Source organism: Listeria sp. MAN/IMW/UF464, assembly GCF_058683955.1.
Map to the genome: position 1 here is coordinate 399,999 of NZ_JBZWZP010000003.1, position 24,147 is coordinate 424,145.

21 protein-coding genes and 1 riboswitch are annotated in these 24,147 nt (G+C 34.4%); of the genes, 15 read left to right on the plus strand and 6 right to left on the minus strand.

The features are described 5' to 3' along the window. Positions 1 to 17 precede the first annotated feature (17 nt). The 5 genes from AC4PG0_RS11935 to dhaK1 form a co-directional block, all read right to left on the minus strand. Positions 18 to 857 (minus strand): Cof-type HAD-IIB family hydrolase, encoded by an 840-nt coding sequence (locus AC4PG0_RS11935; protein WP_492167576.1) that lies wholly within the window; start codon positions 855 to 857, stop codon positions 18 to 20. Between the two features lie 116 nt (positions 858 to 973). Continuing rightward, positions 974 to 1,825 (minus strand): MurR/RpiR family transcriptional regulator, encoded by an 852-nt coding sequence (locus tag AC4PG0_RS11940; protein WP_045553809.1) that lies wholly within the window; start codon positions 1,823 to 1,825, stop codon positions 974 to 976. A gap of 105 nt (positions 1,826 to 1,930) precedes the next feature. Beyond that, complete coding sequence (gene dhaM1 / locus AC4PG0_RS11945) at positions 1,931 to 2,305, minus strand: dihydroxyacetone kinase phosphoryl donor subunit DhaM1 (protein WP_003772863.1); 375 nt, start codon at positions 2,303 to 2,305, stop codon at positions 1,931 to 1,933. Positions 2,306 to 2,308: 3 nt separating this feature from the next. Next, entirely contained in the window at positions 2,309 to 2,905 is a 597-nt protein-coding gene (gene dhaL1, locus AC4PG0_RS11950; protein WP_003772864.1) for a dihydroxyacetone kinase ADP-binding subunit DhaL1, read from the minus strand. Between the two features lie 21 nt (positions 2,906 to 2,926). Continuing rightward, the gene (dhaK1, locus tag AC4PG0_RS11955; RefSeq protein WP_003772865.1) at positions 2,927 to 3,916 is read right to left on the minus strand and encodes a dihydroxyacetone kinase subunit DhaK1; all 990 of its coding nucleotides are present in this window, start codon (positions 3,914 to 3,916) and stop codon (positions 2,927 to 2,929) included. Between the two features lie 183 nt (positions 3,917 to 4,099). On the opposite strand from dhaK1, the gene AC4PG0_RS11960 reads away from it, so the two are divergent. The 11 genes from AC4PG0_RS11960 (at position 4,100) to AC4PG0_RS12010 (ending at position 16,329) form a co-directional block, all read left to right on the plus strand. Beyond that, on the plus strand, positions 4,100 to 5,479 hold the full coding sequence (locus AC4PG0_RS11960) for an aminotransferase class I/II-fold pyridoxal phosphate-dependent enzyme (protein WP_045552784.1): 1,380 nt from the start codon (positions 4,100 to 4,102) through the stop codon (positions 5,477 to 5,479). A 52-nt stretch (positions 5,480 to 5,531) separates the two neighbouring features. Then, on the plus strand, positions 5,532 to 6,158 hold the full coding sequence (tmk, locus tag AC4PG0_RS11965) for a dTMP kinase (protein ID WP_003772867.1): 627 nt from the start codon (positions 5,532 to 5,534) through the stop codon (positions 6,156 to 6,158). A gap of 107 nt (positions 6,159 to 6,265) precedes the next feature. Then, positions 6,266 to 6,595: a cyclic di-AMP receptor DarA gene (gene darA, locus AC4PG0_RS11970; protein ID WP_003739897.1), complete on the plus strand. Its 330-nt coding sequence runs from the start codon at positions 6,266 to 6,268 to the stop codon at positions 6,593 to 6,595. Positions 6,596 to 6,825: 230 nt separating this feature from the next. Continuing rightward, a complete protein-coding gene (locus AC4PG0_RS11975; protein ID WP_045552785.1) occupies positions 6,826 to 8,475 on the plus strand; it encodes a glycosyltransferase in 1,650 nt (549 codons plus the stop codon). A 284-nt stretch (positions 8,476 to 8,759) separates the two neighbouring features. Continuing rightward, positions 8,760 to 9,506, plus strand: coding sequence for a helix-turn-helix domain-containing protein (locus AC4PG0_RS11980; protein ID WP_052690308.1), 747 nt, complete (start codon positions 8,760 to 8,762; stop codon positions 9,504 to 9,506). Between the two features lie 56 nt (positions 9,507 to 9,562). Continuing rightward, complete coding sequence (locus AC4PG0_RS11985) at positions 9,563 to 9,784, plus strand: hypothetical protein (protein WP_041176876.1); 222 nt, start codon at positions 9,563 to 9,565, stop codon at positions 9,782 to 9,784. Between the two features lie 90 nt (positions 9,785 to 9,874). Further along, positions 9,875 to 11,275, plus strand: coding sequence for a glycosyltransferase (locus AC4PG0_RS11990; RefSeq protein WP_045552786.1), 1,401 nt, complete (start codon positions 9,875 to 9,877; stop codon positions 11,273 to 11,275). An 18-nt stretch (positions 11,276 to 11,293) separates the two neighbouring features. Further along, entirely contained in the window at positions 11,294 to 13,408 is a 2,115-nt protein-coding gene (locus tag AC4PG0_RS11995; RefSeq protein WP_492167577.1) for a peptidase domain-containing ABC transporter, read from the plus strand. A 22-nt stretch (positions 13,409 to 13,430) separates the two neighbouring features. Beyond that, positions 13,431 to 15,371, plus strand: coding sequence for an ATP-binding cassette domain-containing protein (locus AC4PG0_RS12000; protein WP_045552788.1), 1,941 nt, complete (start codon positions 13,431 to 13,433; stop codon positions 15,369 to 15,371). Beyond that, complete coding sequence (locus AC4PG0_RS12005; RefSeq protein ID WP_045552789.1) at positions 15,368 to 15,766, plus strand: thioredoxin family protein; 399 nt, start codon at positions 15,368 to 15,370, stop codon at positions 15,764 to 15,766. The genes AC4PG0_RS12000 and AC4PG0_RS12005 overlap by 4 nt, the downstream gene beginning before the upstream one ends. Positions 15,767 to 15,810: 44 nt before the next feature. Beyond that, positions 15,811 to 16,329: a thioredoxin family protein gene (locus AC4PG0_RS12010; RefSeq protein ID WP_045552790.1), complete on the plus strand. Its 519-nt coding sequence runs from the start codon at positions 15,811 to 15,813 to the stop codon at positions 16,327 to 16,329. A gap of 64 nt (positions 16,330 to 16,393) precedes the next feature. Here the strand turns inward: AC4PG0_RS12010 and AC4PG0_RS12015 are convergent, their stop codons facing one another. Beyond that, positions 16,394 to 17,959, minus strand: coding sequence for a 1,4-beta-N-acetylmuramoylhydrolase (locus AC4PG0_RS12015; protein WP_492167578.1), 1,566 nt, complete (start codon positions 17,957 to 17,959; stop codon positions 16,394 to 16,396). A 162-nt stretch (positions 17,960 to 18,121) separates the two neighbouring features. Here AC4PG0_RS12015 and AC4PG0_RS12020 point away from each other — a divergent pair, with 162 nt between their 5' ends. From AC4PG0_RS12020 to AC4PG0_RS12035, 4 genes are all read left to right on the plus strand, one after another. After that, positions 18,122 to 18,688 carry a TetR/AcrR family transcriptional regulator gene (locus AC4PG0_RS12020; RefSeq protein WP_010991400.1) on the plus strand — a complete coding sequence of 189 codons (567 nt, stop codon included), beginning with the start codon at positions 18,122 to 18,124 and terminating at the stop codon, positions 18,686 to 18,688. 102 nt (positions 18,689 to 18,790) lie between these two features. Continuing rightward, positions 18,791 to 18,958: riboswitch (M-box (ykoK) riboswitch) on the plus strand. A gap of 284 nt (positions 18,959 to 19,242) precedes the next feature. Continuing rightward, on the plus strand, positions 19,243 to 21,813 hold the full coding sequence (gene mgtA, locus AC4PG0_RS12025) for a magnesium-translocating P-type ATPase (protein WP_045552792.1): 2,571 nt from the start codon (positions 19,243 to 19,245) through the stop codon (positions 21,811 to 21,813). Next, positions 21,814 to 22,944 (plus strand): FtsW/RodA/SpoVE family cell cycle protein, encoded by a 1,131-nt coding sequence (locus AC4PG0_RS12030; protein ID WP_492167579.1) that lies wholly within the window; start codon positions 21,814 to 21,816, stop codon positions 22,942 to 22,944. It begins immediately after the preceding gene. Beyond that, the gene (locus AC4PG0_RS12035) at positions 22,941 to 24,044 is read left to right on the plus strand and encodes an FtsW/RodA/SpoVE family cell cycle protein (protein ID WP_003734238.1); all 1,104 of its coding nucleotides are present in this window, start codon (positions 22,941 to 22,943) and stop codon (positions 24,042 to 24,044) included. Before AC4PG0_RS12030 ends, AC4PG0_RS12035 begins: the two co-directional genes overlap by 4 nt. Positions 24,045 to 24,147: the final 103 nt, after the last annotated feature.

Sequence of the window (24,147 nt, forward strand, 5' to 3'; positions counted from 1 at the left end):
GCTGAAACTCAGCCTTTTTAATTCGTAATTAAACTATTTAATACGTGCGCAATTCCGTCTTCATTGTTGGATAAGGTGATGAAGTTGGCAGCTGCTTTTAATTCGGGGACGGCGTTACTCATAGCAATTCCTGTTCCGGCGTATTCGACCATGGTGATGTCGTTGTGGCCATCTCCAAAAGCAATGATATTTTCAGCGTGTATTCCCATTGGTGTTAAAACCGTATCGAGTGCTTTGGCTTTATCGATGCCTTGAGCTGTGAATTCAAAGTAGAAATCAGCTGTGAAGACACAATTAAGTGTATTTTTGAAAGGCGCCATCATTGCTTGATAATTTTCTTGCATATAAGCTGGATCGCCTGCCGTTAGTATTTTACTGAGACGGTAATCTAAAAATGCGGCTAAATCATCTTTCTCACAGAGTTTAAAATTTCCGCCACGGGATTCATACTGAATTATATTTATTACTTCGCCGCGGTAAGGGACGTAGCAGTCGTACACATCATTTGTATACATATAATCCTCTTTATCAATCATTACTTTTACTTCAAACTGTTTCATATGTTCCAAAACGGCTTTTCCTTCTGCAACCGTAAGCGCTTGGTTGAATAATTCTTCATTTGTCGCGCAATCAACTACTTTAGCGCCGTTGTATGAAACGAGCAAACCGTGGTGTTTATCCATTTCTAATTGTTCAGCATATGCGTGCATCCCAGTTGTTGGTCTGCCGGATGCGAGGATAAGTTTCACGCTATTTTGTTGCGCGGTGATGAGTGCTTTTTTTGTTTCGGGTGAAATTTTTTTGTCGTCGTTTAATAAAGTGCCATCAATATCTAAAATAATTGCTTGAGTTGTCATGTAGTTTAGCTCCTTTTTTCTTTATTGTATCATTAGAAAACAAGAAAAAGGCAGGAGCGTCGCATATTGAGAGCTTTTTTTCATTTTGATAGGAAATAGGTGCTTTTTTTGAAAAATCATTCCAATTCGCTGTTCATTTTTTGATAATTGGTTGTTTTATATTGAATGTTTTTTTCATAATCGTGATTAAAATAAACAGAATAAAGCGTGTCGAAAATACTTAGTAATGACTGCCGTGTTGAGAAGGAAGAGACTTTGTTGTAATGATTTTCGGCGGAGGCCATATAGATTTTATGAGTGGCAAATTCGACTAAAGGGTTTGCTTGCATGGAAGTAATTAAGATTATATCAACATCGTTTTCGGAGAGGATTTTGACTACTCTTTGAAGGGTTCGGCTTCGTCCGCCGTAGGAAACAACGATAGCAATATGATCTTTGTCACTATTTGCGGCGGACAAACTTTGAATATAATCTTCCTCAGGGACATTGACTAAAACACCGATTTCTTGCATTTGAAATTTGAAGTTTTGCGCGAAAAATAAATTAGCGGAAGCGGAGTAAACATCAATTGTTTTTGCCTTAATTAATTTTTCGCCAATCTTTACAAGTTCTTCCGGATCGGCGTTGTTTAATGTTTCGTCAATCGTTCCTTTGTAGATTTGGTTCAGATTGGTCATTATTTGATAAGGCGTATCTGATTCTAAAATAGGATAATCATAGTTTATTTCTTTTTCTTCGTTTGTTTCGCGAAGGCTAGAGGCGATTTCGATTTTTAGTTCGCCAATGCCGTTCAGCCCTAGCTTATTGATTAAGCGATAGATTGTTGCAGCAGAGACGAAAGCAGCTTGAGCTAGCTCTTTTGGCTTGAATTGAAGCGTTTTTTTCGGATTTGCCACAATGTAATTGGCAAGTTCTTTTTCACTATTAGTTAAATTAGTTAGTTCGCGTATTTTAATTAAAATATTCATCGTTTCAAATCCTAACTTTTTAGAATGGGAATTTATTTTAAGTAATTATACCATTAAATAAAAAAGTCCCTCTAGACAAAAAAGCATCTAAAGGGATTTTTTCAGTTATTTAATTTCGATTGTTTTAAGATTTGCTGCGATTACTTCCGGTTTTTCGTCCATTTGAATTTGAGCAGCAGTAGCATAAGCTCCCTCTAAAATGGGGGCATTAAAAAGAATAATTTCTTTTTCACTAATTTCTTCTACTGTTTCAATGTTCATTTTGGCGCTTCCAAGGTCATAAAAAGTGTAGACTTTGTCGGCTTCATTGCTTTCAATCGCTTCGTTTACTGTGTCGAAACTTGTGCCAATGCGACCATCTTCTGTTCCACCAGCATGCGTAATAGATACGTCAGGTGCGATTTCTTTAATGATATCATGGACACCTTTTGCAACATCTTTGGAGTGAGAAATAATGACAACACCATAAGGTTTAGCCATAATTCAGCTCACCTCCGTTTGAAGCATTGCGTGGAATAGGAGAGCAGAAGAGTAGGCGCCGGGATCGAGATGCCCGATAGACCGTTCACCTAGATAGCTGGCACGTCCTTTTGTTGCTTTTAAATCTTTTGTTTTTTGTAAAGCTGCTTCAACAACATCATCTGTTAAATCTTCCTGATGAAGGGCATTCACAACTGGTTCCCAAACATCAATCATTGTTTTCTCGCCAGCATGGGATTTACCGCGTTTTTCGATCCCTTCAAGTCCTGCTTCAATCACTTTGGTTAAGCCTTCTGAGTCAATTGTTTCTGAATCGACCGCTTTACTCATGTTTAAAAAGGCTGTTCCATAAAGTGGTCCAGATGCGCCGCCGACCTTGCTAACCATTGTCATCCCAGCGGTTTTAAATACATCTTTTAAATCTGCTGGCTCTTTTTCGGTAAAAGCTTTTTTGAGTTCGCTTAGTCCGCGAGCCATATTGATTCCGTGGTCTCCGTCGCCAATCGCTTGGTCGAGATCACTTAATAATTGTTTATTTTCTTGTACGCGTTCACCGAAATCATTTAACCAGCGTAACGCCCAATCTTTATCATAAGTCATTATTCATTCCTCCAAATCTTTTTACCAAGCAATTGTGTCTACTGGAAGTTTCAACATATCGACCCATTTTTCATCTTCTAATTTCAAAATGGTAAGGGATAATCCGGCCATTTCAAGTGAAGTCATATAATCGCCAACGAGTGTTTTTTCAACTTGAACACCGGCATTTTTTAGAAGTTCATGGACATCATTTGCGAAAACATATTGTTCCATTAGTGGTGTTGCGCCCATACCGTTTACAAGGACAACCACTTTATCACCAGCTAGGAGTTTGCTTTCACTACTAATGCGTTCATAAAGTTGTTTAGCAAGTCTTGCGGATGGCATAATTTTTTCACGCGTAAAGCCAGGTTCACCGTGGATACCAATGCCAAGCTCAATTTCGTCGTCGCCAAGCTCAAAACCAGGATGTCCAACCTCGGGAACTGTACACGGAGAAAGAGCAACCCCAAGCGTTTTAACAGAAGCAATAACTTTTTCGCCGAGTGCTTTTAGTTCTTCAAGGGATGCGCCTGCTTCTGCGGCTGCCCCGATAATTTTATGCACTAGAACCGTCCCAGCAACACCACGACGTCCAGTTGTAAAAGTACTGTCTTCAACAGCAATATCATCATCTACTACAATTTGTTCTACTTTAATATCATCGGCATCCGCTAAATCTGCCGCCATTTCAAAATTCATTACATCACCGGTATAATTTTTTACGATTAAAAGCACACCAGCGCCTTGATCTGCGGCTTTAATACCTTCATAAATTTGGTCTGGGGTTGGGGAAGTGAAAACATCGCCACATACAGCCGCAGAGAGCATTCCGCGACCCACATAACCAGCATGAGCCGGCTCGTGACCAGAACCTCCGCCGCTTACTAGCCCGACTTTTCCTGGACGTTTATCATTTCTTGCAATGACGCGAGTTCCTTCGACACGGTGAACAACATCTGCGTGCGATTTAACTAAACCTTCCACCATCTGTTCTACTACTTGATCTGTACCGTTAAGAATCTTCTTCATCTGACAAAAAACCTCCTTTAAAATTGTCCTCTTACCTCAATTTCCCTTTACTAGAAAGTCAAAACGTGGTTGCTGTCTTTATTATACAACTTATAAAATGAAAACGCTTTAAAACTGCAAGAATGTGTCATAAATCCAGCAAAATGGTACAATGAAGAAGAGAATTTGAAAAGGGGAATTGTTATGCGAGATCAATCTAAAATGCCTTTAGTGGAACGGTTAGATGCTCATGCTAAATCCTGCCCAATATCACTCCATGTTCCAGGACACAAAAGTGGAGCCATTTATCCAGCTGTATGGCAAAATTTATTAAAATGGGATGTAACAGAAATCACCGGGATGGACGACTTACATCACCCAGAAGACGTGATTTTGGAAGCAGAGGAGTTACTTTCTGAATGCTATGGAAGTAAAAAAAGCTATTTTCTAGTCAATGGGACAAGCGGAGGAAGCTTGGCGGTTATTATGGCGACGTTAAAGCGCGGGGAGAAAGTTTTAGTGCCAAGAGATGCACATAAATCAATCTTGCATGGCATCGAACTCGCCGGTGGAAAACCGATTTTCTTAACTCCGGCAACCAATAAAGAAGTCGGCGTCGCGAGTGGCGTGACAACCGAACTTCTGGAAGAAACCTTACATAATCACCCAGATATAAAACTATGTATTTTCACTTATCCGAGCTATTATGGAACGACTTTTAATTTAGAAAAATGTATTCGAATTGCGCATCAATATGGCGCGGTTGTGTTTGTCGATGAGGCGCACGGGGCACATTTTTTAACGAGCTCTGAGTTTCCAAAAAGTGCAGTGGAGCTTGGTGCGGATGTAGTTGTTCAGTCGGCGCATAAGACGCTACCGGCGCTAACGATGGGATCCTATTTACATGTCGTGAATGATTTACCGGTTTTTGAAAAACTAGCTTATTATCTGCAAGTATTTCAAACGAGTAGCCCATCTTATTTAATCATGGCGTCACTGGATGCGGCGCGGAAATATGCGGCAACTTACACAGCGGCAGACGTTGAAGCTTTTTGGAAAATGCGCGCCAGATGGATTAAATGGCTAACAAAAAATAAATTTGAAGTCATTTTGCCGGATGATCCGCTTAAAATCATCGTCCGTAAAACAGGCTACACGGGCTACGAATTGCAAGCGATTTTTGAAGAAAGTTCTTATTTCCCAGAGCTTGCCGACGAGTCACAAGTGTTACTGATTTTACCATTAATTAAAAAAGGGATTGATTTCACACCGATTAGTCGGATTCATTCTCCGTCGAAAAAAGAAATCGCGAAACAACCATATGAAATGTCAGCGCCTTTTGCGTCAGGTCTTGCGTTAACTTACGAAGAAATGCACGCCCGCGCGACCGAATTTGTGTCATTAGATGAAGCTACGACACGCGTTTCGGCTGAAACAATCTCGCTTTATCCGCCGGGAATCCCAGCTATTATCCGCGGAGAAAGTATCACAGAAAAACATATCCGCGAACTAAAAAGTATTCGCTCGCGGCACTACCAAGGCGGCGAAAAACTAGCCGAGAATTACATCCGTATATTCCGCTAATTTATGCTATAATCAAACAGAAAGCGACGCGAAAGGGAAAGGAAATTACGAAATGAAAGCAATTTTTATTACACTTGAAGGTCCAGATGGTTCTGGAAAAACAACTGTCGGCACCCTGTTAAACCAAAAAATGGAAGAAGCGGGCATTGATTTCATTAAAACCCGTGAACCAGGTGGCAGCCCGATTTCAGAAAAAGTAAGAAATATCGTCCTCGGAATTGGCAATGAAGAAATGGATCCAAAAACAGAAGTACTGCTTATTGCAGGCGCACGCCGTCAGCATGTTGTTGAAACAATTCGCCCAGCTTTAGCAGCAGGGAAAACAGTACTTTGTGACCGCTTTATGGATAGCTCTCTTGCGTACCAAGGAGCCGGACGTGACATGAATATGGAACAAGTTTTACAAGTGAATTTATATGCGATTGAAGATACAATCCCTGACCGGACCTATTATCTTGATGTACCCGCAGAAGTCGGCTTAGCTAGAATTGCTGCTAACAAAGGCCGCGAAGTTAATCGCTTAGACAAAGAGGACATTACTTACCACGAAAAAGTACAAAATGGTTATGAGAAAATTATCCAAATGTTTCCAGATCGTTTCATGCGAGTGGATGCAACGAAGACGCCAGAAGAGATTACTACTATTATTTTAGCAGATATTTTAAAGCAACTAACTTAACATTCCATGTGACTTAAGTACCAATCCATAAGTGCATATCGCTCTTTAAAATGCGGTTTATTTGCTATAATAGAAAAAAGATAGATTTTTAGGAAGGGTTGATTTCTTTGAAACTCATATTTGCAATAGTCCAAGATCAAGATAGCAACCGTTTGTCTGACGCACTAACAAAAGGCAATTTCGGTGCGACAAAATTAGCTACTACGGGTGGATTTTTAAAAGCAGGAAACACCACATTTATTATCGGAACAGAAGATGAACGTGTAGATGATGCACTAGCGATAATCAAGGAAAACTGTAAAGCACGCGAACAAATGATGACACCATCCGCTTCCTTAGGTGTGACGGTAGATACGTATGTGCCTTACCCAATCGAAGTACAAGTTGGCGGCGCGACAGTGTTTGTAATGCCAGTTGAGAGTTTCCATCATTTTTAAATTCTCACTAAGATAACAAATGAAAATCGAATAAAATGAATTGGATTAGGTTACTTGTTTCTAGAATTTTAGCAGAAATGAGTAGCCTAATTTTTTTGTATTAAAAAAGTTTACAAATCATCAAACTAGCATTATTATGGTTTATTTCATTTTTAAAAAGGTAAAAATATATAAAATTTATAGGTTTTTTATAAAATGTGAAATCATATGGTCAAGGAGGCGGAATCGGGATGAATTTGAAAAGATTGTATTTAAAAAGTTGGTTTGAAGAGGAGATTGTAAAAGACAAAGTAGTGTTTATAACCGAAAAGGAAACGAAAATTATTGAAAAAATCTTGAGTAACAATCCATTTTTAAAAGAAAAGAAGCATTATTTTATCGATGCTCTTGATTCAGAAGAGAATATCATCTGGCTAGGAAAAGCTGAATATATCATTTCAACTATAGAATTGCCTACATTCTTCATCAAAAAAGCGGGACAAACCTACATTCAAATTATCAACAAACCTGATTGGAACGCCAATTTCAAACGATTACTACTTCATGCAGATTACATTGTAAAAAAAGACGCTTTTGAAAACTTACCTGAAAACTTTAAAACACTTATACAAGGACAAGTTTTGTTATTAGAAAATGGTCGTCTTTTTGAAACAAAGGAAGCAGCTGCAGTGAAAAAAACGAAGAAGTTAATTGTCATGTACTGTGGAGGATTTAAAAATAATGGTATTACTTCTTCAGCGCTTAATTTGATGCGTAACCTAGACAAAGAAAAATATCAAATCGTAGTGATTGAAAAAGAAAAACTCGATTATTATGAAACTCTGAATTTTAATAAAATACCAAATCACGTGATTAAAGTCCAAATTCCCGGGGACATTAACATTGCACCTAATGAAGAAGAAGCGTTTTTAGATTTTCACTGTCACCCACTGGAGCATTTAATGAAAAACCGGCCCGTCAAATTTTTAACAGAAGAGATTAAAACGATTTATAAACGAGAACTTCATCGTGTGTTAGGTGATACTTCTATTGACATCGCTATTGATTTTGATGGTTATTTTAAATATTGGACGTTGCTACTTGCTTCTTCTAATAGTCCACAAAAAATAATTTACCAACATAATGAAATGATGCAAGAATATAGCAAAAAACTGGGAAAAGAGTACAAACATCGAGCTGATTTAAATATTATTTTCCCACTATATAATTATTTTGACGTAATTGTTTCCGTCTCTAAACAAACTGGGGAAGTGAATAAAGAGCATTTAAAACATATTATCCAAGACACTAGTAAAATGACGTATATTCACAATTTAATTGATTATGAATACATTCTCCGTTCTGCTAAAGAGGAAAGCGACATTGAAGTTTCACCAGATACATTTAACTTTGTAACAATGGGAAGATTGTCGCCAGAAAAAAACCATAAAGGATTAATCAAAGCATTTTATCAACTACAGAAAAAACAATCGGATACACAGCTTTTCATCATTGGGCTTGGCGAACTGGAAGAAGAATTAAAAAAATATGTTTTGGATTTAGGGTTAGAGGACAAAGTGCATCTTTTAGGTCAATTAGAAAATCCGTTCCCCATTATAGATGCGTGTGATGCTTTTGTATTATCTTCTATTCATGAAGGGCAGCCAATGGTACTACTTGAATGCCTAGTTTTACAAAAAAAGATTATTTCTACTAATATTCCAGGATGCTACAGCCTTTTAAAAGACGGGTATGGTTTGCTGGTAGAAAACACAACAGAAGAGCTGATGGAAGGAATGGAAAAAGTGATGCTTGGATACGATGATTTTAAAAAGTTTGATTATAAAGCATACAATAAAGAAGCTGGCCAAATGTTAGAATCTAAGCTAGAAAAAGAATGAAGTTGATTTAGTTGTAAGCGAATTTGCTATTGTTATTTTTCTAGAATATAAAAAAATAGGAAAGTAAAAAATGCCTTCGCTAGTTTCATTTGATGTGAATATAACGAAGGTGTTTTTCATGAATTCTTATTTATTATATCAATTGAAAAATGACTTTTTATTTTGCGAAGAAATGTTATAATATTTTTTTTGTTTTTATAAATTTGTTTTCAAATTAGATAAAAACCTTTTTTATCGAGCGGTTCTCTGGTTTAATATATGTGGGGGATGAAGGTGCATAAAAATTGACACAGACAGAAAGTAATTTTGAAGTACTGAATATGAGAAAAATAGAACTTAAAAAGAACGGGAAATGTTTAATTGACTCAAAAGATTGTATATTGGTGTTTTTCGATGGCAATCAACTTGGAATAAAAAAATTAGAGAAAAATACTAGATTAGAACAAAATGAATGCGCTTTTTTTAATAATTTTACCCAAATAATATTAGAAAATCATTCAGATAAAGAATTAAGGATTATAATTTGTAGTTTAGGTGTTCTGAAGAATGAGTGTGAAAACACAAGTAAGTTTAAATTGAATGAAGAGTTGGTTATTTTAGTTAACTTACTATTTTCAAAAGATTTATGTTTAGAAGAAGATACTCAAAAGAGTATGTTATCAATTATTACATCAAAAGTTCTAAAGAGTAAATACACTTCTTCATATTCAGATGTGATAAGAAAAACAATTGAATATTTAGAAAATAATGTGTGTGCAAATGTTAATTTAGACAAACTTAGTGAACTCTGTTTTTTAAGTAAAAGTCGTTTGTGTATTCTTTTTAAACAAGAAACTGGTAAAAGTATTATCACATATTTTACAACTTTGAAAATAAGTAAAGCCAAAGAATTAATAAATGATAATGAGAAAAATATTTCCGAAATATCAGAAATACTTGGTTTTAAAAATTTACAGTATTTTTCAAATGTTTTTAGGAAAAATACTGGCTTATGTCCTACAAAATACAGAAAGAAATTGTTTAAGATGTAAGGTAAACAGATTGAGGTGGACGGAAAGAAATTTGTACTAAGTTTATATAGGAGGTAGTGACGAAAGGATTGGATAAAATGTTACTAACTAAAAAGAAAAAAGATTCTATGGGGTTACTTAATGAAATTGATGTTACAACGTTAGATGAACAATTAGGTGGGAAAATGTCAAAAGCTTGGTGTAGATCAATGGTAGTTAGTTGTGTATATAATCTAGTTGATTTTAGTTCAAGCTCTGATGGGAAAAAGACTTGCGCATTATATAGAAAATACTGTTAATAAAAAAAATAAAAAAATAAAAAAATAAAAAAAGTACTACCTCCTATATAAACTTAGTACAACTGTAGATATTGAAAGGAGATGTAATTGATGGATGGAACTAACAAGAGGTTAGATGATAAATGGTTTGATATAAATTTTTTAGAAATGTATACAAGGTCATGCTTGAAAACATTTGGTTACTTTGATGAAATTTTAATTGTGAAAAAGAGAACAGAAATATTAAAAAATGTTTTAGAGAAGCAATATTTATCAACTAATGATTATGCAGAAGAATTTTTCCAATTAAATACGACGCTTGAATGTATAAAAGAATATATTAAACATAATTTAGTTATTGAAAAAGAACCTATATCAATATGTATTATGGTGAAAAATGAAGAGCGTTGTATCAAACGCTGTATAGATAGTATAGAGAAAATAGCGAAAGAAATTATAATTATTGACACTGGTTCAACCGACAATACGATTAGTATTATTGAGGAATACGCCAATGATAAAATCAAAGTTTTTTCCAAAGAATGGAGAAATGATTTTTCAGAGATTAGAAATTATGCAATTGAAAAGGCTTCTTCAGAATGGCTAGTATTTATTGATGCAGATGAATATTTAGATGAGGCAAGTATCTTGAATTTATTACCTACATTAAATATTTTCAACAACCATAAACTAAAAGATTCTATAGTGTTATGCCCAATGATAAATGAAGCAAATAATACGATACATTTTAGAACAGGGAAATTTTTTAGAAAAGATAGTGGTATTAAATTTTTTGGAACATGTCATGAAGAACCTAGAATAAAGGATATGCCTAATTCAACTTTGCTAATACCGATTAAAGTAGATTATTTACATGATGGTTATTTAGCTAAAGTTCAAAGTAATAAAGATAAAAAGACCCGGAACATTGAGTTGTTGGAGGGCATGGTTGAATTAGAACCTGATAACCCTAGATGGGCATATATGTTTGTGAGGGATGGTTTTGCTATTTTAGATAATGAATATATTGAAAAAACATGTTTGCGTTTTTTATTACTAGATAAAAATGTAAGAATTTGTGTGAATAATTTGCAAGATCATAAATTTACTTTGTCACTACTAACTATTTTGGGGAGGTTATATTTAAGAGAATGTGAATTTGAAAAATCCAATTTAATTATTCGCATTTTAGATGAGTTAATCCCAAATTCTCTGGACGGAAAGTTTTTAGCTTTTATGGAAAGGTTCTCAAAGTTGAAAATTGAAATTAATACTCTTCTAACTGAAGTAATTGAGTACAGAAGAAACCATGAAGTAGATGAAACGAGTTTGATCAATACTCAAGGTTATCATATCGACTATATCTTGAGCATGTTATTGTTTGAAACAGGGAATTACACTCAATCTAAAAAATATTTTGATTTTCTACAAGAAAACCATTTTCTTGAAGAATTATTCCAAGATTCTTCATATTCCATAATACTCAAGATGCTAGAGTCTGTGGAAGATTAAACCTTGGGCAGGTGAATTATGAGTAGAAAGAAAAGAAAACATATAATGCAAAATGGAGAATTTGATTGCGGTATCGCATGTGTGGAAAGTATGTTGTATTATTTGAATTGTCCTGTTGAAAAATCGTACTTAAAAAATGTTTTAAATTTCAACGAAAAAAGTATTGATTTAAGGGTTATTTATAATTTTTTTGAGAAAATAGGTGCCCAACCCAGTATCCAAGAATTTAAAGAAAAAAATGAAGGATTAACTGGTAAAGTCAAAAAAGATTTATTTCCTGCAATAGCTTTAATCGAAACAGGAGAGCTCATAGACCATTTTGTAATAATTTATGAAATGAACAGTAAAAACATAACTATATCTGATCCTGCAAGAACTAGGATTGAAACAAAAGAAACAAAAGAATTTTTAAAAAAGATATCTTATTTAATAATTTTAGCAGAAAAAGAAAACATAATAAGTAACTGGTCTCCCCCAGCTAATAGCGTATTTACAATTTCACCATTTATAAAAAAATATCGGAAAAATATTTTATTTATACTTATTCAGTCAATTATCGCAAGCATACTGGGTATTATTGGAACTTTTTATATGGGGATGATGATAGACATATACCAAGATTCGATTAGCAAAGCGACTTTTATTAATACTATAACCGTCCTCGCACTGGTTTTTCTTTTCATTGGATTTATACAAAATGCACTCAATAAAATAAAAAATAAAACTACTATTACTAATGCATTACGCTTAGAAAAAGATATAATATCAAATTATTTTAACCATATTTTTAGAATGAAACCTGATAACTTCCATTATAGAAAATCTGGGGATTTACTTTCTAGAATAGATGATATTGTATCTCTAATAAATATAGTTATTGAACTATTTGTAGGCATAATTATTAATGTCACAGTTTGTTTGTTTAGTTTAGTTGTATTATTTGTGCTTAATTATCAAATGAGTTTGTTTATTGTGGGCTGTAGTTTCTTAATTATTTTTGTAATACGAAGGTATTATTTGTTAATTTATGAGAGTAATTATGATTCTATGCAAGAGTATTCTGCATTTAATTCGGTGGTAATAGATAGCGTAGAATCAATGAATAGTATTAAAGCACTTTCAATTGAAAACTTGTTTTTTGAAAAAATTAGAAAACAATTAAATAGCTTCTTAAATATAACTTATAAACTCAACAATCTCGTTATTAACAATAGTTTTATTAATCAACTCATCGGTATTTTTGTGAATATTCTGGTTATAACTTTTGGTATAGTTTTAGTTTTTCAAAAAAATATGTCATTGGGTGAACTTTCTATTTTTGCGGCGCTATGTTCTTTTTATTTAACCAGTATTCAAAGTATTGCACTATCGCAAAATGAGTGGGAAAAAGTTCTTGTTTCTTACCATAGGATAAAAAGTATATTCGAGACGACTCAAATTGAATCAGATACGGAGGAACCTACAGAGATCATAGATGAGATTAAAAATATTGAATTAATTGATTTTAGCTTATATCAAAATGAAACCATATTATTGGAGAATATTAATTTAAAAATAAATTTCTCGCAAAATAATATACTAATCCAAGGGGATAGTGGTGTAGGAAAATCTTCTATGGTTCAGTGTTTCAATAAATTTAACGATTCTTACAAAGGCAAGTTATTAATAAATACAACAAACATTAAGAATATTAGTATTTTAGAAATCAGGAAAAAAATAATTTATATATCAAGTAATGAAAGTTTGATAAATGGAAGTATCTTAGAGAATCTTTCTTTGGATAAAACGGTTCGAAAAGTACGATTATATAAGGTATGTAAAGACTTTGGTTTATTAGATTTAATTTTATCATTCCCTAATGGATTTAATTATCCAATTATTTCTAATGGCGAGAATTTATCTTCTGGTCAAAGACAAAGAATTGCCATTGCTAGAGCTGTATTAAAACAACCACAAATAATCATTTTAGATGAAGGTCTATCTAATATTGATGAAGTGAGTCGGGAAGAAATACTAAAAAACTTGGAGAAATACGGGATAAAGTTAATCTATATTTCTCATCATCATATTGATTTGGAAAACACCGAAATATATAAATTTGAAAAGCAAACATTAACACATATGAAAATCTAATTCAGCACAAGGGATGAGGATAATGAAGGACTTAAAAGAAGAAGAGGTATTAAGTGTAATTAAAATAATATTATCAGAAAAAAATCAAAAAATAGACGTGATGAAAAACATTTTTATGCCTTTTAATCAAAATAAACTTGAAGAATATTTTCAACAGTTTTATATAAAGACATGTGTAGAAACATTTTCTTTTAATAAAATGAAATCCGATAAATTAAATATTCTTATTACCAAAGAAAATGAGATTATGATTATTAGTTCTTTTGATGAGAATTCTTTTATTACTGATAATCAAAAAGACAGAAAGCGAAGAAGTTGGAAGGAATACGAATTTAAAAGCATTTTAAATATTATAGATATACAAATTGATAATCTTAGTAAAGCAAAAAAAGTTTTTATATTTAAAGATTTGCATCAACAGATGAAACCAAATAGGTTGCTATTAATAAATATATGTATTTTAATGTTCGTTAGTTTTGCTTTAGTGATAGCGATGTCTTTTTATTTAGAAGTTATTTTTGACTTAGTACTTGTTAATTATTTATTTAGTTATCTATGGCCGATAACCTTCTTCTCATTATTTATAATGTTTTTACTGTATAGTCTGCAAATTTGTATAGAAAAATTAGTACAGAAGTATATTTCTAGAATAGTGTACAGGAGGAAGAATAAATTATTAGGCGAAATAAAAAGGAAAGTAAAAAATGAATTTTTACCACGTATAGTAATATTTTTAAATGATATACCTGTATATATATTTAGTATAACAATTAAGTGGCTTGCTAGTTTGCCATTACTATTTTTAGGGATTTTACTATTTAGATACGATACTAATATGTTTATACTATGTTTATTAATGGGGATATTAAATATTTTGATTGGAGTAGGTCTTTCTTCACGCACAAAGAATAAATATAAATCTCTTATTATTCAACGCGTTAGTTGTTTAAACAATGAAAAAGAGAATATTTTTAGTTTCAGCAAGGAGGAGAAAGTTAATCTTAACGGAAAAGGCTTTAATGAGATATTACTTCCAAATCCAATTTTTCGATTCTTTTTAGGCATTTCAACATTAGTGATATTTACTTATTTAATTAGAATGATACTTCTTGATATTATCTCAGTTGGAATCTTATTTATTTATTTGGCAATTGCCTTGTCTTTTTTGCTACCATTTATTCTATTTGGAAAACTCTATGTAGCTGGAAGTATTTATGAAGGTTATCTAGAAATTTATAATAGTTTATACAGATACGGTAAATATAAAGAAATTATTTTTTGGGATAACAAAAGAATTTCAAAGCTTCGTTTACAAAATGTAAAATTTCCCAATTATACTACTAGTACAATTACTAATATACAGTTTGATTTTGGAAAATCTGAATTAATAGCTATTGAAAGCAAGAACAGTAGTGGTAAAACTTATTTGTCGAACATTCTGACAAATAATATAAGAGTGCCGGCGTACACGGTTCTTTATGATGAAGTAGATGTGGAGAAATTAAGTGATAGTAAAGAATTTGATAAAAAGATAGTTTTGCTCAATTCTTGTGAGGAACTCAATTGTGATGCGACAATTTTAGACAATATAACTCAAGGAGAAAACTACTCAGAACAAGATATTTATGATGCTTGTCAGGAAGCTTGTATATTAAATTTTATTAATAATCTTCCTAATAAATTTCACACAGTAATTAATAGTGCTAATCAATTTTCAGCGACTGAGAAAAAACTTATACGACTTGCTTCGACTTTATTAAATGAAGCGGAAGTTATTGTGTTTGACAGTTTCTTTGATAATTTTGAACCTAATGATGAAAGAAATATTTTAGGGAATTTGAAGAAAGTTCCTGGAGTAAAGTTTATTCTAAGCAAGAAAACTATAAATGCTGATTTATTTGATAGCAAGTTTCTGTTGATAAACGGAACATTGCAAAAAAGTGAAGGAGTTAGTAATTTATGAAAAAATTCATTTTTATTTTATTGGGAATGGTTTGTATCTTTGCTATAGTTATTCTAATAATGTCTGACCAAGAAGAAAATTATTATCAAAGAGTAACTACTAGTGAGGCGAAAGAAATTCTTAATAAGAGTAGTAGTAAAGAATTGATATATTTTTATAAAAAGGGATGTGCAGCGTGCAATTCCTTTAAACCGATTTTAAATGCGAAGATTAAAGAAGACAATATAAATGTGTATGCAATAGATGTAGAAGCAAAAGAGAATGAAGGTGTATTCTTTGAAGAATATAATATTAATAGTACTCCAACATTGATAAAGTTTATTAATGGAAAGGCAGTTAGCCGACATGAAGGTGCGATGACAAAAAAAGAATTAGAAACATTTATAAGTAAATAGTTTAGTTTACTATTTGTTATAAATAAGAAAGGGCTGGATAAAAGATGAAAAAATTGATTTTTTCTGTAATATTACTATTAGCACTAACTTTAGGTGTAGTAGCATGGATAGAATATAATAATAAAAACGAAGTGAAGAAATTAGAGGCAAAAGTGGACAAATTAGCTAGTTCTTATCCAGATATTTATAACTATATTAATTCAATATCCTATGACAATTTAGATCTCTTTCTTAATACCAAAAAAGATAAAAATATATTAGTTTATGTAGGACGTCCTACTTGTGGAGATTGTACAGAGTTTGAACCTAAATTGATTCAACAAATTAAAGAAAATAAATTACAAGAGAAGATGGTTTATTTAAATGTTGCTAAAACGAGGGAAGATGAAGAAGAGTGGAACAATTTTAAAAATAAATATAATATTTTGTATACTCCTACTCTAGCTATATTTAGGAATGGAAAAGTTATAAAACAGTTAGGCTGGACGCCATCAAATGGGGTTGATATGAATGAAATAAATTTATTTTTGAAAAATACAAGTAATTTTGAAAATGTTAATTAAGTAAAGCTTAAAAAGCGTATTTCTATTTGGGAAATACGCTTTTTAATAATCAGTTCATATATATTCACTTAATCGTCAATTTCTGACCAACATGAATCATGTTGCTTGTTAATTTATTCCAAGCTTTAATATTATCTACAGTTGTTTTATATTGTCTTGAAATGGCCCAAAGTGAGTCGCCTTTTTTGACAGTGTATGTTTTTACTGCGGAGTTGCTTGGTTTATTTGTGCTTGGTTTGGCAGCGTTTGTGTTGTTTGTAGTTGTTCCAGCGCTAACTTTAAGCTTTTGTCCTGGATAAATGAAATCGGATTTCAGGTTGTTCCAAGATTTTAAGTTGGCGATTGTTACTTTATGGTTAGTCGCGATTCTCCAAAGCGAGTCACCTTTAGCAACCGTGTAAACTTTAGCGGTAGTGCTAGTGCTTGGTTTCGATGTGTTAGTATTTGTGCTTGGTTTTGATGTGTTCGTGTTGCTTGTAGTCGTACCAGCGCTAACTTTAAGTTTTTGTCCAGGGTAAATGAAATCGGATTTCAGGTTGTTCCAAGATTTTAGGTTAGCAATCGTTACTTTATGGTTGTTCGCGATTCTCCAAAGCGAGTCACCTTTTACAACTGTATAAATTTTAGCGTTGGAAGTGTTTGTATTTCCAGTGTTTCCGGTATTACCAGCATTACCAGTGCTTCCGGAATTTCCGCCAGTTGTTTTGCCGCTATCGTATTGTGTTAAATTATATCGGCTAATTAGGTCGTTTAATTTCGTTGCATAGGCTGTATCCGTTGCATAAGTTCCCGTTAAAGCTTTGGTTGCGTCTTTGTAGGACTTAGTATTACTTTTCCAAACTTTGGAGTAGTAATTTGAATTCCAGCTTGGGCCGTTACGAATAACTTTGGCATAGTCTTCAAGTGATTGATGGTAAGAAGGGTATTTTCTGAACTTAGCTGTGATTGTGTAGTAGTTTCCTTTACCGTCATCTTCTAATGTTTGTTTAGTGTATGATTGGCCGTTGTAAGCTCCTTTAATTCCAAATAGGTTATAGTTAGGAGCAGAGCCTAATTCACTTGTTCCATAAGCACTTTCTAAAATTGCTTGGGCGATCATGACAGATGCGTATAAGTCATTAGCTGCTGCGATTTGGGAAGAGGATGCTTGGATAGAATTAATAAAGCTTTGGATTGTAGCTCCTGAACGTAGCGCTGTTTTTTGTACTAAATTATAAGTCGCTGGAGTAGGAGAACTTGTTTTGTCATCTGGATTGCTGACTGTTATGGGTTCAGCTGGTGCTTTTTCAACTTGTTTTGCAACTGGTGCTTTTTCTGTAGGCGTAGTGGCTTGTTCTTTTGTTTCAGTTTGTTTTGTTTCGGTTTTATTTTCTACTGTTTTATCAGGTGTTGCTGTTTCAGTATTTGTGTTAGTTTCTGTTGAAGCAGTTGGATTTGCTGTTTTAGAAGATTCGTCTGCGGGTGCTGTTTCATCAGCGCTAACCATTACTTCAATTCCTGGAACAGTAACAGAGGTCGCTATGGCTGTAACTCCAGCAATTGTTGCCCCAGTTTTGAATTTGTTACTTTTTTTATTCTTCTTTTCTTCTTTCAAAGCTTCTAAAATACGTTCTTTTCTCGTTTTTTGCATGGTAAGTCACTTCCAATTCTTTTAAATATTCTACCTCCATTATTACACACTTCACATATCTTATGACTGTTATCGACAAATTGTAATTAAATTGTCAAAAAGGTCGGTATTTGTTATACTTAATATAAGCAAGTGCTTACTTAGTTGAACGGGGGTAAAATAATGATTACAAACGAATCCATCATGGATGCAACGCTTTGTATGATGGCAAAAAATGGCATAAAAGGCTCCACAACAAGACAATTAGCAGAAGCCGCTGGAATAAATGAAGCAACAATTTTTAAAAAATTTAAGAACAAAGATAATTTAATTCATATGACTCTTGAAGTGCAATTTGAAAGTATGAAAGCTGAAATCAATCAATTTTTTGATAAAGATTTTGAGAGTGCCAAAGTATTTTTACGTCAAGCAAGTCAGTTTATTTCGGATATTTATGAAAAATATCGTGATTTCATGGTAATTTCTGTTCGGGAAATGGGCAGTAAAGATATGGAATTTATTGATCCGTCAATTGTCGAATATCTATACGAGCGGGTTAATCAAAAAGTACAAGAAATGGTTCCAAGTAAGAACTCATCCCAAGAAGCAGATGCAATTTCTTTAATTTTAAATAGTGTTATTTTGCTAATCATGGTAGAGAAAGTGCGAGATGATATTTATAAACGCCCGCCAACGATTACGACAACTGCAGATGCCTTAGCAGATGTTTTGTTAAAATTATTGAAATAAATCACGAAAAGTTAAATAAAAGTTAAACATTTTACATTTTGTCTTGCGAGCATAGATTTTCTATGTTAAACTCGTAGACGATTAGAGCGATAATAAATATGTAGTTTTGCCTGTTAGGTGAGGCTCCTATGCAAACACAGGCCACTGCCCAAAAATGTCCAAAGACGCCAATGGGTAGAACAGGGATTGTCGGATTAAGGCTTTCCATAATGTGGCTAAGAGTAATTCTTTACGTTGTATAGTGCCAAAACTTTAGCGAGGGGAGTCTGTTTTAGTATGCGTATGAATTCAGAAGTCCTTGCCAAGGTTTTGGTAAGGACTTTTTTCATGTTTGTTATGAAAATAATTATCTGGAAATGAAAATCTTTTTTTCAGACAATTACGCTTAAGTAAAATTCGGAAGGAGATGAAGGCAATGGCCCACCATCAGGAAGATGAAGTAGAAGAACCGGACTCGTATTATAGTATTCAAGCTGCAAGAGTGACTAACCTTCATCTCTGGCGCACATAAACGTTATTCTCAGCTTGCCTAGAAAGAATTGGAGGCAAGGAAAATGAAAAAAACACACGTAAAAATGCAAGGTAACAATTTGCTCAAAGAATCACAAATGGATAGAAATAAGATTTTAGAAAAATTAGGTGTAATGGAAACAGGACTAACGAACGTAGATGTTACAGAAAGACTAGCCGAATTTGGTCCTAATCAAACAGTGGAAGAAAAGAAAGTATCGAATTTACGGTTATTTATTCGGGCGTTTAATGATCCTTTTATCTATATTTTAATCATGTTAATGGTGATTTCGTATTTAACAGATGATATGGAAGCTACAATAATTATGTCATTAATGATCTTAGCTAGTGGAATTCTTGGATTTGTTCAAACGAGTAGAGCAGAGCGGGCTAGCTACGCGTTAAAAAATATGGTGAAAAATAAAGTGAACGTTATTCGGAACGATGAAATGATTGTAGTAGCACAAGATGAAATCGTACCCGGAGATTTAATCGAAGTTTCAGCGGGGGATATTATTCCAGCAGATGCACGCGTTATTTCGGCGACAGATTTATTAATTAATCAGTCAGCACTTACAGGCGAATCAATTCCTTCTGAAAAATTTGTGGAAGACAAACGCGCCAATCCGGAGCTTTTTGAACGGGAAAACTTATTATTTATGGGGACAGATGTGTTAAGTGGGCACGGTAAGGCGGTTGTTTTACGAACAGGAAGCGCAACATTTTTCGGCTCATTGTCAATCGCAGCTACAGAACGTCGCGGCGACACTAGCTTTGATAAAGGCGTTAAGTCAATTTCGAAATTACTATTTTATTTTATGGTTGTAATGGTTCCGATTGTATTTATGATTAATGGTCTTATGAAAGGCGAGTGGTTAGAAGCATTTCTTTATGCGGTAGCGATTGCGGTTGGGCTCACACCTGAGATGCTACCGATGATCGTCAGCACGAACTTGGCAAAAGGCGCCATCAATATGTCGTCGAAAAAAGTAATTATGAAAGAGCTGAGTGCAATTCAAAATATCGGCGCGATGGATATTTTATGTACGGATAAAACAGGCACGCTCACAGAAGATAAACTAGAACTTGTAAAATACATTGATAGTGCTGGTGAAACTTCCGAAAGTGTTCTAAACATGGCTTATTTAAACAGCTACTTCCAAACGGGCTGGAAAAATGTATTAGATCATGCTGTTATTGCCAAATTGGATGAAAATACTGCATCAGGATGGACAAAAGTTGGTGAAATACCGTTTAATTTTGATCGGCGTCGTCTGAGTGTAGTAGTGGAAAATAATACAGAGACAAAGATGATTACAAAAGGCGCGGTAGAAGAAATGCTCACAGTATGCACTCATAAGGAATTTGGCGGCACTATTTCTACACTAACTGAATTAGAAAAGAATGAGCTTCAAGAAATGTGTGCAGAAATGAATCGCTCAGGAATTCGAGTAATTGCAGTAGCGTATAAAACTGGAAAAGCCGGCGAATCATTCACTAAAAAAGATGAAGAACAGATGATTATTGCAGGATTCCTAGGGTTCCGCGACCCAGTAAAAGCATCGACGAAAGAAGCAATTACACAGCTATTTAAGAACCAAATTAACGTGAAGGTTTTGACAGGAGATAACGAAATCGTTACGAAACGGATTTGTGAGGAAGTAGGTATACCAGCGAATGGATTTTTACTTGGCGGGGATATTGAAGACTTATCTGATGAAGAACTCACGCGCGAATTACGGAAATACCACATTTTTGCGAAATTAACACCAATGCAAAAATCGCGTATCATTGGTTTGCTAAAAAAAGCAGGACATACTGTTGGCTTCCTTGGAGACGGGATTAATGACGCGCCAGCACTTAGGAAAGCGGATGTTGGTATTTCTGTTGATACAGCGGCAGATATTACAAAAGACGCAAGCTCAGTAATTTTACTTGAGAAAAGTTTAACGGTATTAAATGATGCGGTTATGGAAGGGCGTAACGTATTTGGTAATATTTTAAAATACTTGAAAATGACAGCTAGTTCCAATTTTGGTAATGTGTTTAGTGTTTTAGTGGCAAGTGCATTTATTCCCTTTTTACCAATGCTATCTTTACATCTTTTACTACAAAACTTGCTGTATGATTTCTCACAATTAACGCTCCCTTGGGATAAAATGGATCGGTCGTTTTTGAAAAAGCCGCATCAATGGGAACAAAAAGGCATGTTGCGCTTTATTCTATGTATTGGGCCAGTAAGTTCGATTTTTGATATTGCGACGTTTCTAATTATGTGGTTTGTATTTAGTGCGAACACGGTAGCAGAGCAAGCTTTATTCCATAGTGGTTGGTTTGTTGTCGGCTTACTCACTCAAACTTTAGTTGTGCATATGATTCGGACAGAGAAAATACCTTTTATTCAAAGTCGGGCAGCTGCTCCGGTAATGATTGCGACACTTATTGTGATGGCATTAGGTATTGTGATTCCGTTTACCGGATTTGGTCACAGTATAGGTTTTGTGAGCTTACCAGGTAGTTATTTCCCTTGGTTAATCCTTATTCTTGTTGGTTATATGGCTACGATGCAACTAGTGAAAACTCTTTACATTCGGAAATTCCGGGAGTGGATTTAAATGCGTGCGGGCCGATTGCTCTTTGTAACGTATTTGCTTCTGGCAGTATGGAGTTTGCTACTTGTTTATAGCACGAGTTATGGGGTTGCAATCATGCGTTACAAAGTGAATCCTAGTTATTTCTTTAATAGACAGCTCCTCTTTTATGGTCTTGGTCTTTTGGGCTTGCTTATTTGCTCGCGTATAAATGTGAAATTATTTTATCAGCGGGTGACGTTGCGTATTCTTTCTTTGGGTCTTCTAGGTCTATTAGTTTTAGTGCTTGTAACGGGTAATGCGGCTAATAATGCTCAAAGATGGCTGTCTATTTTCGGAGTGACATTCCAGCCTACTGAAACTGTCAAATTGCTATTAATACTTGTGATTGCGACTGTTTTCTTGCGGAAAGGCTGCGGGGTGCGAGTACAACATTGGGTGCTAGGCTTTTTGTTTCTTACTATAGCATTAGTCTTCTTACAGCCGGATCTTGGCACGGCTTTAATTTTAGGTGTTATTGGGGTCGCTTTGTTTTTAACAAGCGGAGTCGGCCTCTCGCGCCTTGTCCGGGTATTTATCTGGGCTTTTGGACTGATAATTCTTGTAGCAACCTTGATTTACTTCTTTCATCCTGATTTTTTTAGCGCAGCAAAATTGGGCAGATTTGCTTTTTTGGATCCTTTTAACCTTGAAAACTTAGATGCTTCTTATCAACTTAGAAATGGCTACTATGCGATTGGAAGTGGTGGGGTATTTGGAACTGGATTAGGAGGTAGCATCCAGAAATTAGGCTATTTGCCGGAGCCACATACGGATTTTATTATGACGGTTATTGCGGAAGAACTTGGTGTTTTTGGTGTTATTTGGACGATTTTTTTATTAATGTTACTTAGTTTTACCGCACTTTATATTGCTGTTTGTAGTCATTTTATTTTCGATTCGATGGTTTGTATTGGAGTTGCCGCTTGGATTTCGGTGCAGATGTTTTTGAATCTTGGAGGAGTGAGCGGGATTATTCCGCTTACTGGAGTTCCGCTACCGTTTATTAGTTACGGGGGGAGTTCGGTTGTCATGCTTTCGTGCGCAGTTGGGTTTGTAATGGCTGCTGCAAGGCGGAACTTACTAGCTAAATCTAGAGAGGTCGTGTATTTATGAAGCGGGATATTCAATATAATCGAATTATTTTATCGGTGTTCTTATTGTCTTTAGTGAGTTGTGTAGCGATTTATTTTGCTCAGAAGACAAACCAGTATGATACCAATTTTTTAGGAATGCAGTTGGTGTTTTTGGTAATTGGGGCACTTACCTGTTTTGGTGTTTCGCGACTTCCGGTAGAGTTTTTGCGACATCATGCGATTTGGCTTTATGTCATTATGGTGATTACACTACTTGGAATACTCATCCCAAACCCTTTAGTCCAAAATATAAACGGAGCAACGCGGTGGTATCGCTTCGCTGGATTGTCCTTCCAACCATCTGAAGTTGTCAAATCGATTTTTATTTTTGTATTGGCACATTTTGCTGTAAAATATCAAGCGCAGAAATGGAAACAGTTAGGCATTTTAGCGGCGCTTACTGGAGTTGTTTTGCTATTAATTATGAAACAACCAGATCTTGGTACGACAATTGTTTACGGAGTTACAGCGCTTGCGATTATTTTGCTTGCTATAAAATCAACTAAATTAATGGTTGGCATTATAACTCTCATTTTAACGACAGTGACGGTTGGAATGTATGTAGTCGTTTATCATATTAGTTTACTGGAAAAAATCGGTTTTCATGCGTATCAATTTGCGCGAATCCAAACGTGGCTTGACCCTACTACTGACCCAGATGCGGTCTATCAACTTAATTTATCGATGAAGGCTGTTGGTTCGGGGATGATGACAGGTAGTTCTGGTACAAACGCTTATATTCCTGAAAGTCATACAGATATGATCTTTAGTACGATTGGTCATCAATTTGGCTTTGTTGGTGTCAGTTTGTTGTTAATTTTATTTATGCTACTTATTCATCAATTAATTATGGCAGCTCTTTTGATGAAGAATACTTTTTCTTCGCTAGTTTTAGCAGGTTTTGCTGTAAGTTTTGCATTTAATATTTTTGAGAATATTGGTATGACAGTCGGACTTATGCCGCTTACGGGGATTCCGCTTCCTTTTATTAGTTATGGTGGGAGCGCGGTGCTTGGTAATTTCATTGCAATAGGCGTAGTATTAGCGATTATTCGATCAGACGCCGATTTAGTAGAATAAAAAAACAGCTGTTTGAACTATCCTCTAAAAAAACATTAATTTTAGGGGTAGTCCAGACAATGTTGATGAAGGATTTTTTGCTTGGATAGAGAATACTATAATT

Excerpts from the sequence above, each read along its gene's own strand:
- AC4PG0_RS11935 (WP_492167576.1), bottom strand. The coding sequence starts at position 857 with ATGACAACTCAAGCAATTATTTTAGATATTGATGGCACTTTATTAAAC.
- AC4PG0_RS11940 (WP_045553809.1), bottom strand. The coding sequence starts at position 1,825 with ATGAATATTTTAATTAAAATACGCGAACTAACTAATTTAACTAATAGT.
- dhaM1 (WP_003772863.1), bottom strand. The coding sequence starts at position 2,305 with ATGGCTAAACCTTATGGTGTTGTCATTATTTCTCACTCCAAAGATGTT.
- dhaL1 (WP_003772864.1), bottom strand. The coding sequence starts at position 2,905 with ATGACTTATGATAAAGATTGGGCGTTACGCTGGTTAAATGATTTCGGT.
- dhaK1 (WP_003772865.1), bottom strand. The coding sequence starts at position 3,916 with ATGAAGAAGATTCTTAACGGTACAGATCAAGTAGTAGAACAGATGGTG.
- AC4PG0_RS11960 (WP_045552784.1), top strand. The coding sequence starts at position 4,100 with ATGCGAGATCAATCTAAAATGCCTTTAGTGGAACGGTTAGATGCTCAT.
- tmk (WP_003772867.1), top strand. The coding sequence starts at position 5,532 with ATGAAAGCAATTTTTATTACACTTGAAGGTCCAGATGGTTCTGGAAAA.
- AC4PG0_RS11975 (WP_045552785.1), top strand. The coding sequence starts at position 6,826 with ATGAATTTGAAAAGATTGTATTTAAAAAGTTGGTTTGAAGAGGAGATT.
- AC4PG0_RS11990 (WP_045552786.1), top strand. The coding sequence starts at position 9,875 with ATGGATGGAACTAACAAGAGGTTAGATGATAAATGGTTTGATATAAAT.
- AC4PG0_RS11995 (WP_492167577.1), top strand. The coding sequence starts at position 11,294 with ATGAGTAGAAAGAAAAGAAAACATATAATGCAAAATGGAGAATTTGAT.
- AC4PG0_RS12000 (WP_045552788.1), top strand. The coding sequence starts at position 13,431 with ATGAAGGACTTAAAAGAAGAAGAGGTATTAAGTGTAATTAAAATAATA.
- AC4PG0_RS12005 (WP_045552789.1), top strand. The coding sequence starts at position 15,368 with ATGAAAAAATTCATTTTTATTTTATTGGGAATGGTTTGTATCTTTGCT.
- AC4PG0_RS12010 (WP_045552790.1), top strand. The coding sequence starts at position 15,811 with ATGAAAAAATTGATTTTTTCTGTAATATTACTATTAGCACTAACTTTA.
- AC4PG0_RS12015 (WP_492167578.1), bottom strand. The coding sequence starts at position 17,959 with ATGCAAAAAACGAGAAAAGAACGTATTTTAGAAGCTTTGAAAGAAGAA.
- AC4PG0_RS12020 (WP_010991400.1), top strand. The coding sequence starts at position 18,122 with ATGATTACAAACGAATCCATCATGGATGCAACGCTTTGTATGATGGCA.
- mgtA (WP_045552792.1), top strand. The coding sequence starts at position 19,243 with ATGAAAAAAACACACGTAAAAATGCAAGGTAACAATTTGCTCAAAGAA.
- AC4PG0_RS12030 (WP_492167579.1), top strand. The coding sequence starts at position 21,814 with ATGCGTGCGGGCCGATTGCTCTTTGTAACGTATTTGCTTCTGGCAGTA.
- AC4PG0_RS12035 (WP_003734238.1), top strand. The coding sequence starts at position 22,941 with ATGAAGCGGGATATTCAATATAATCGAATTATTTTATCGGTGTTCTTA.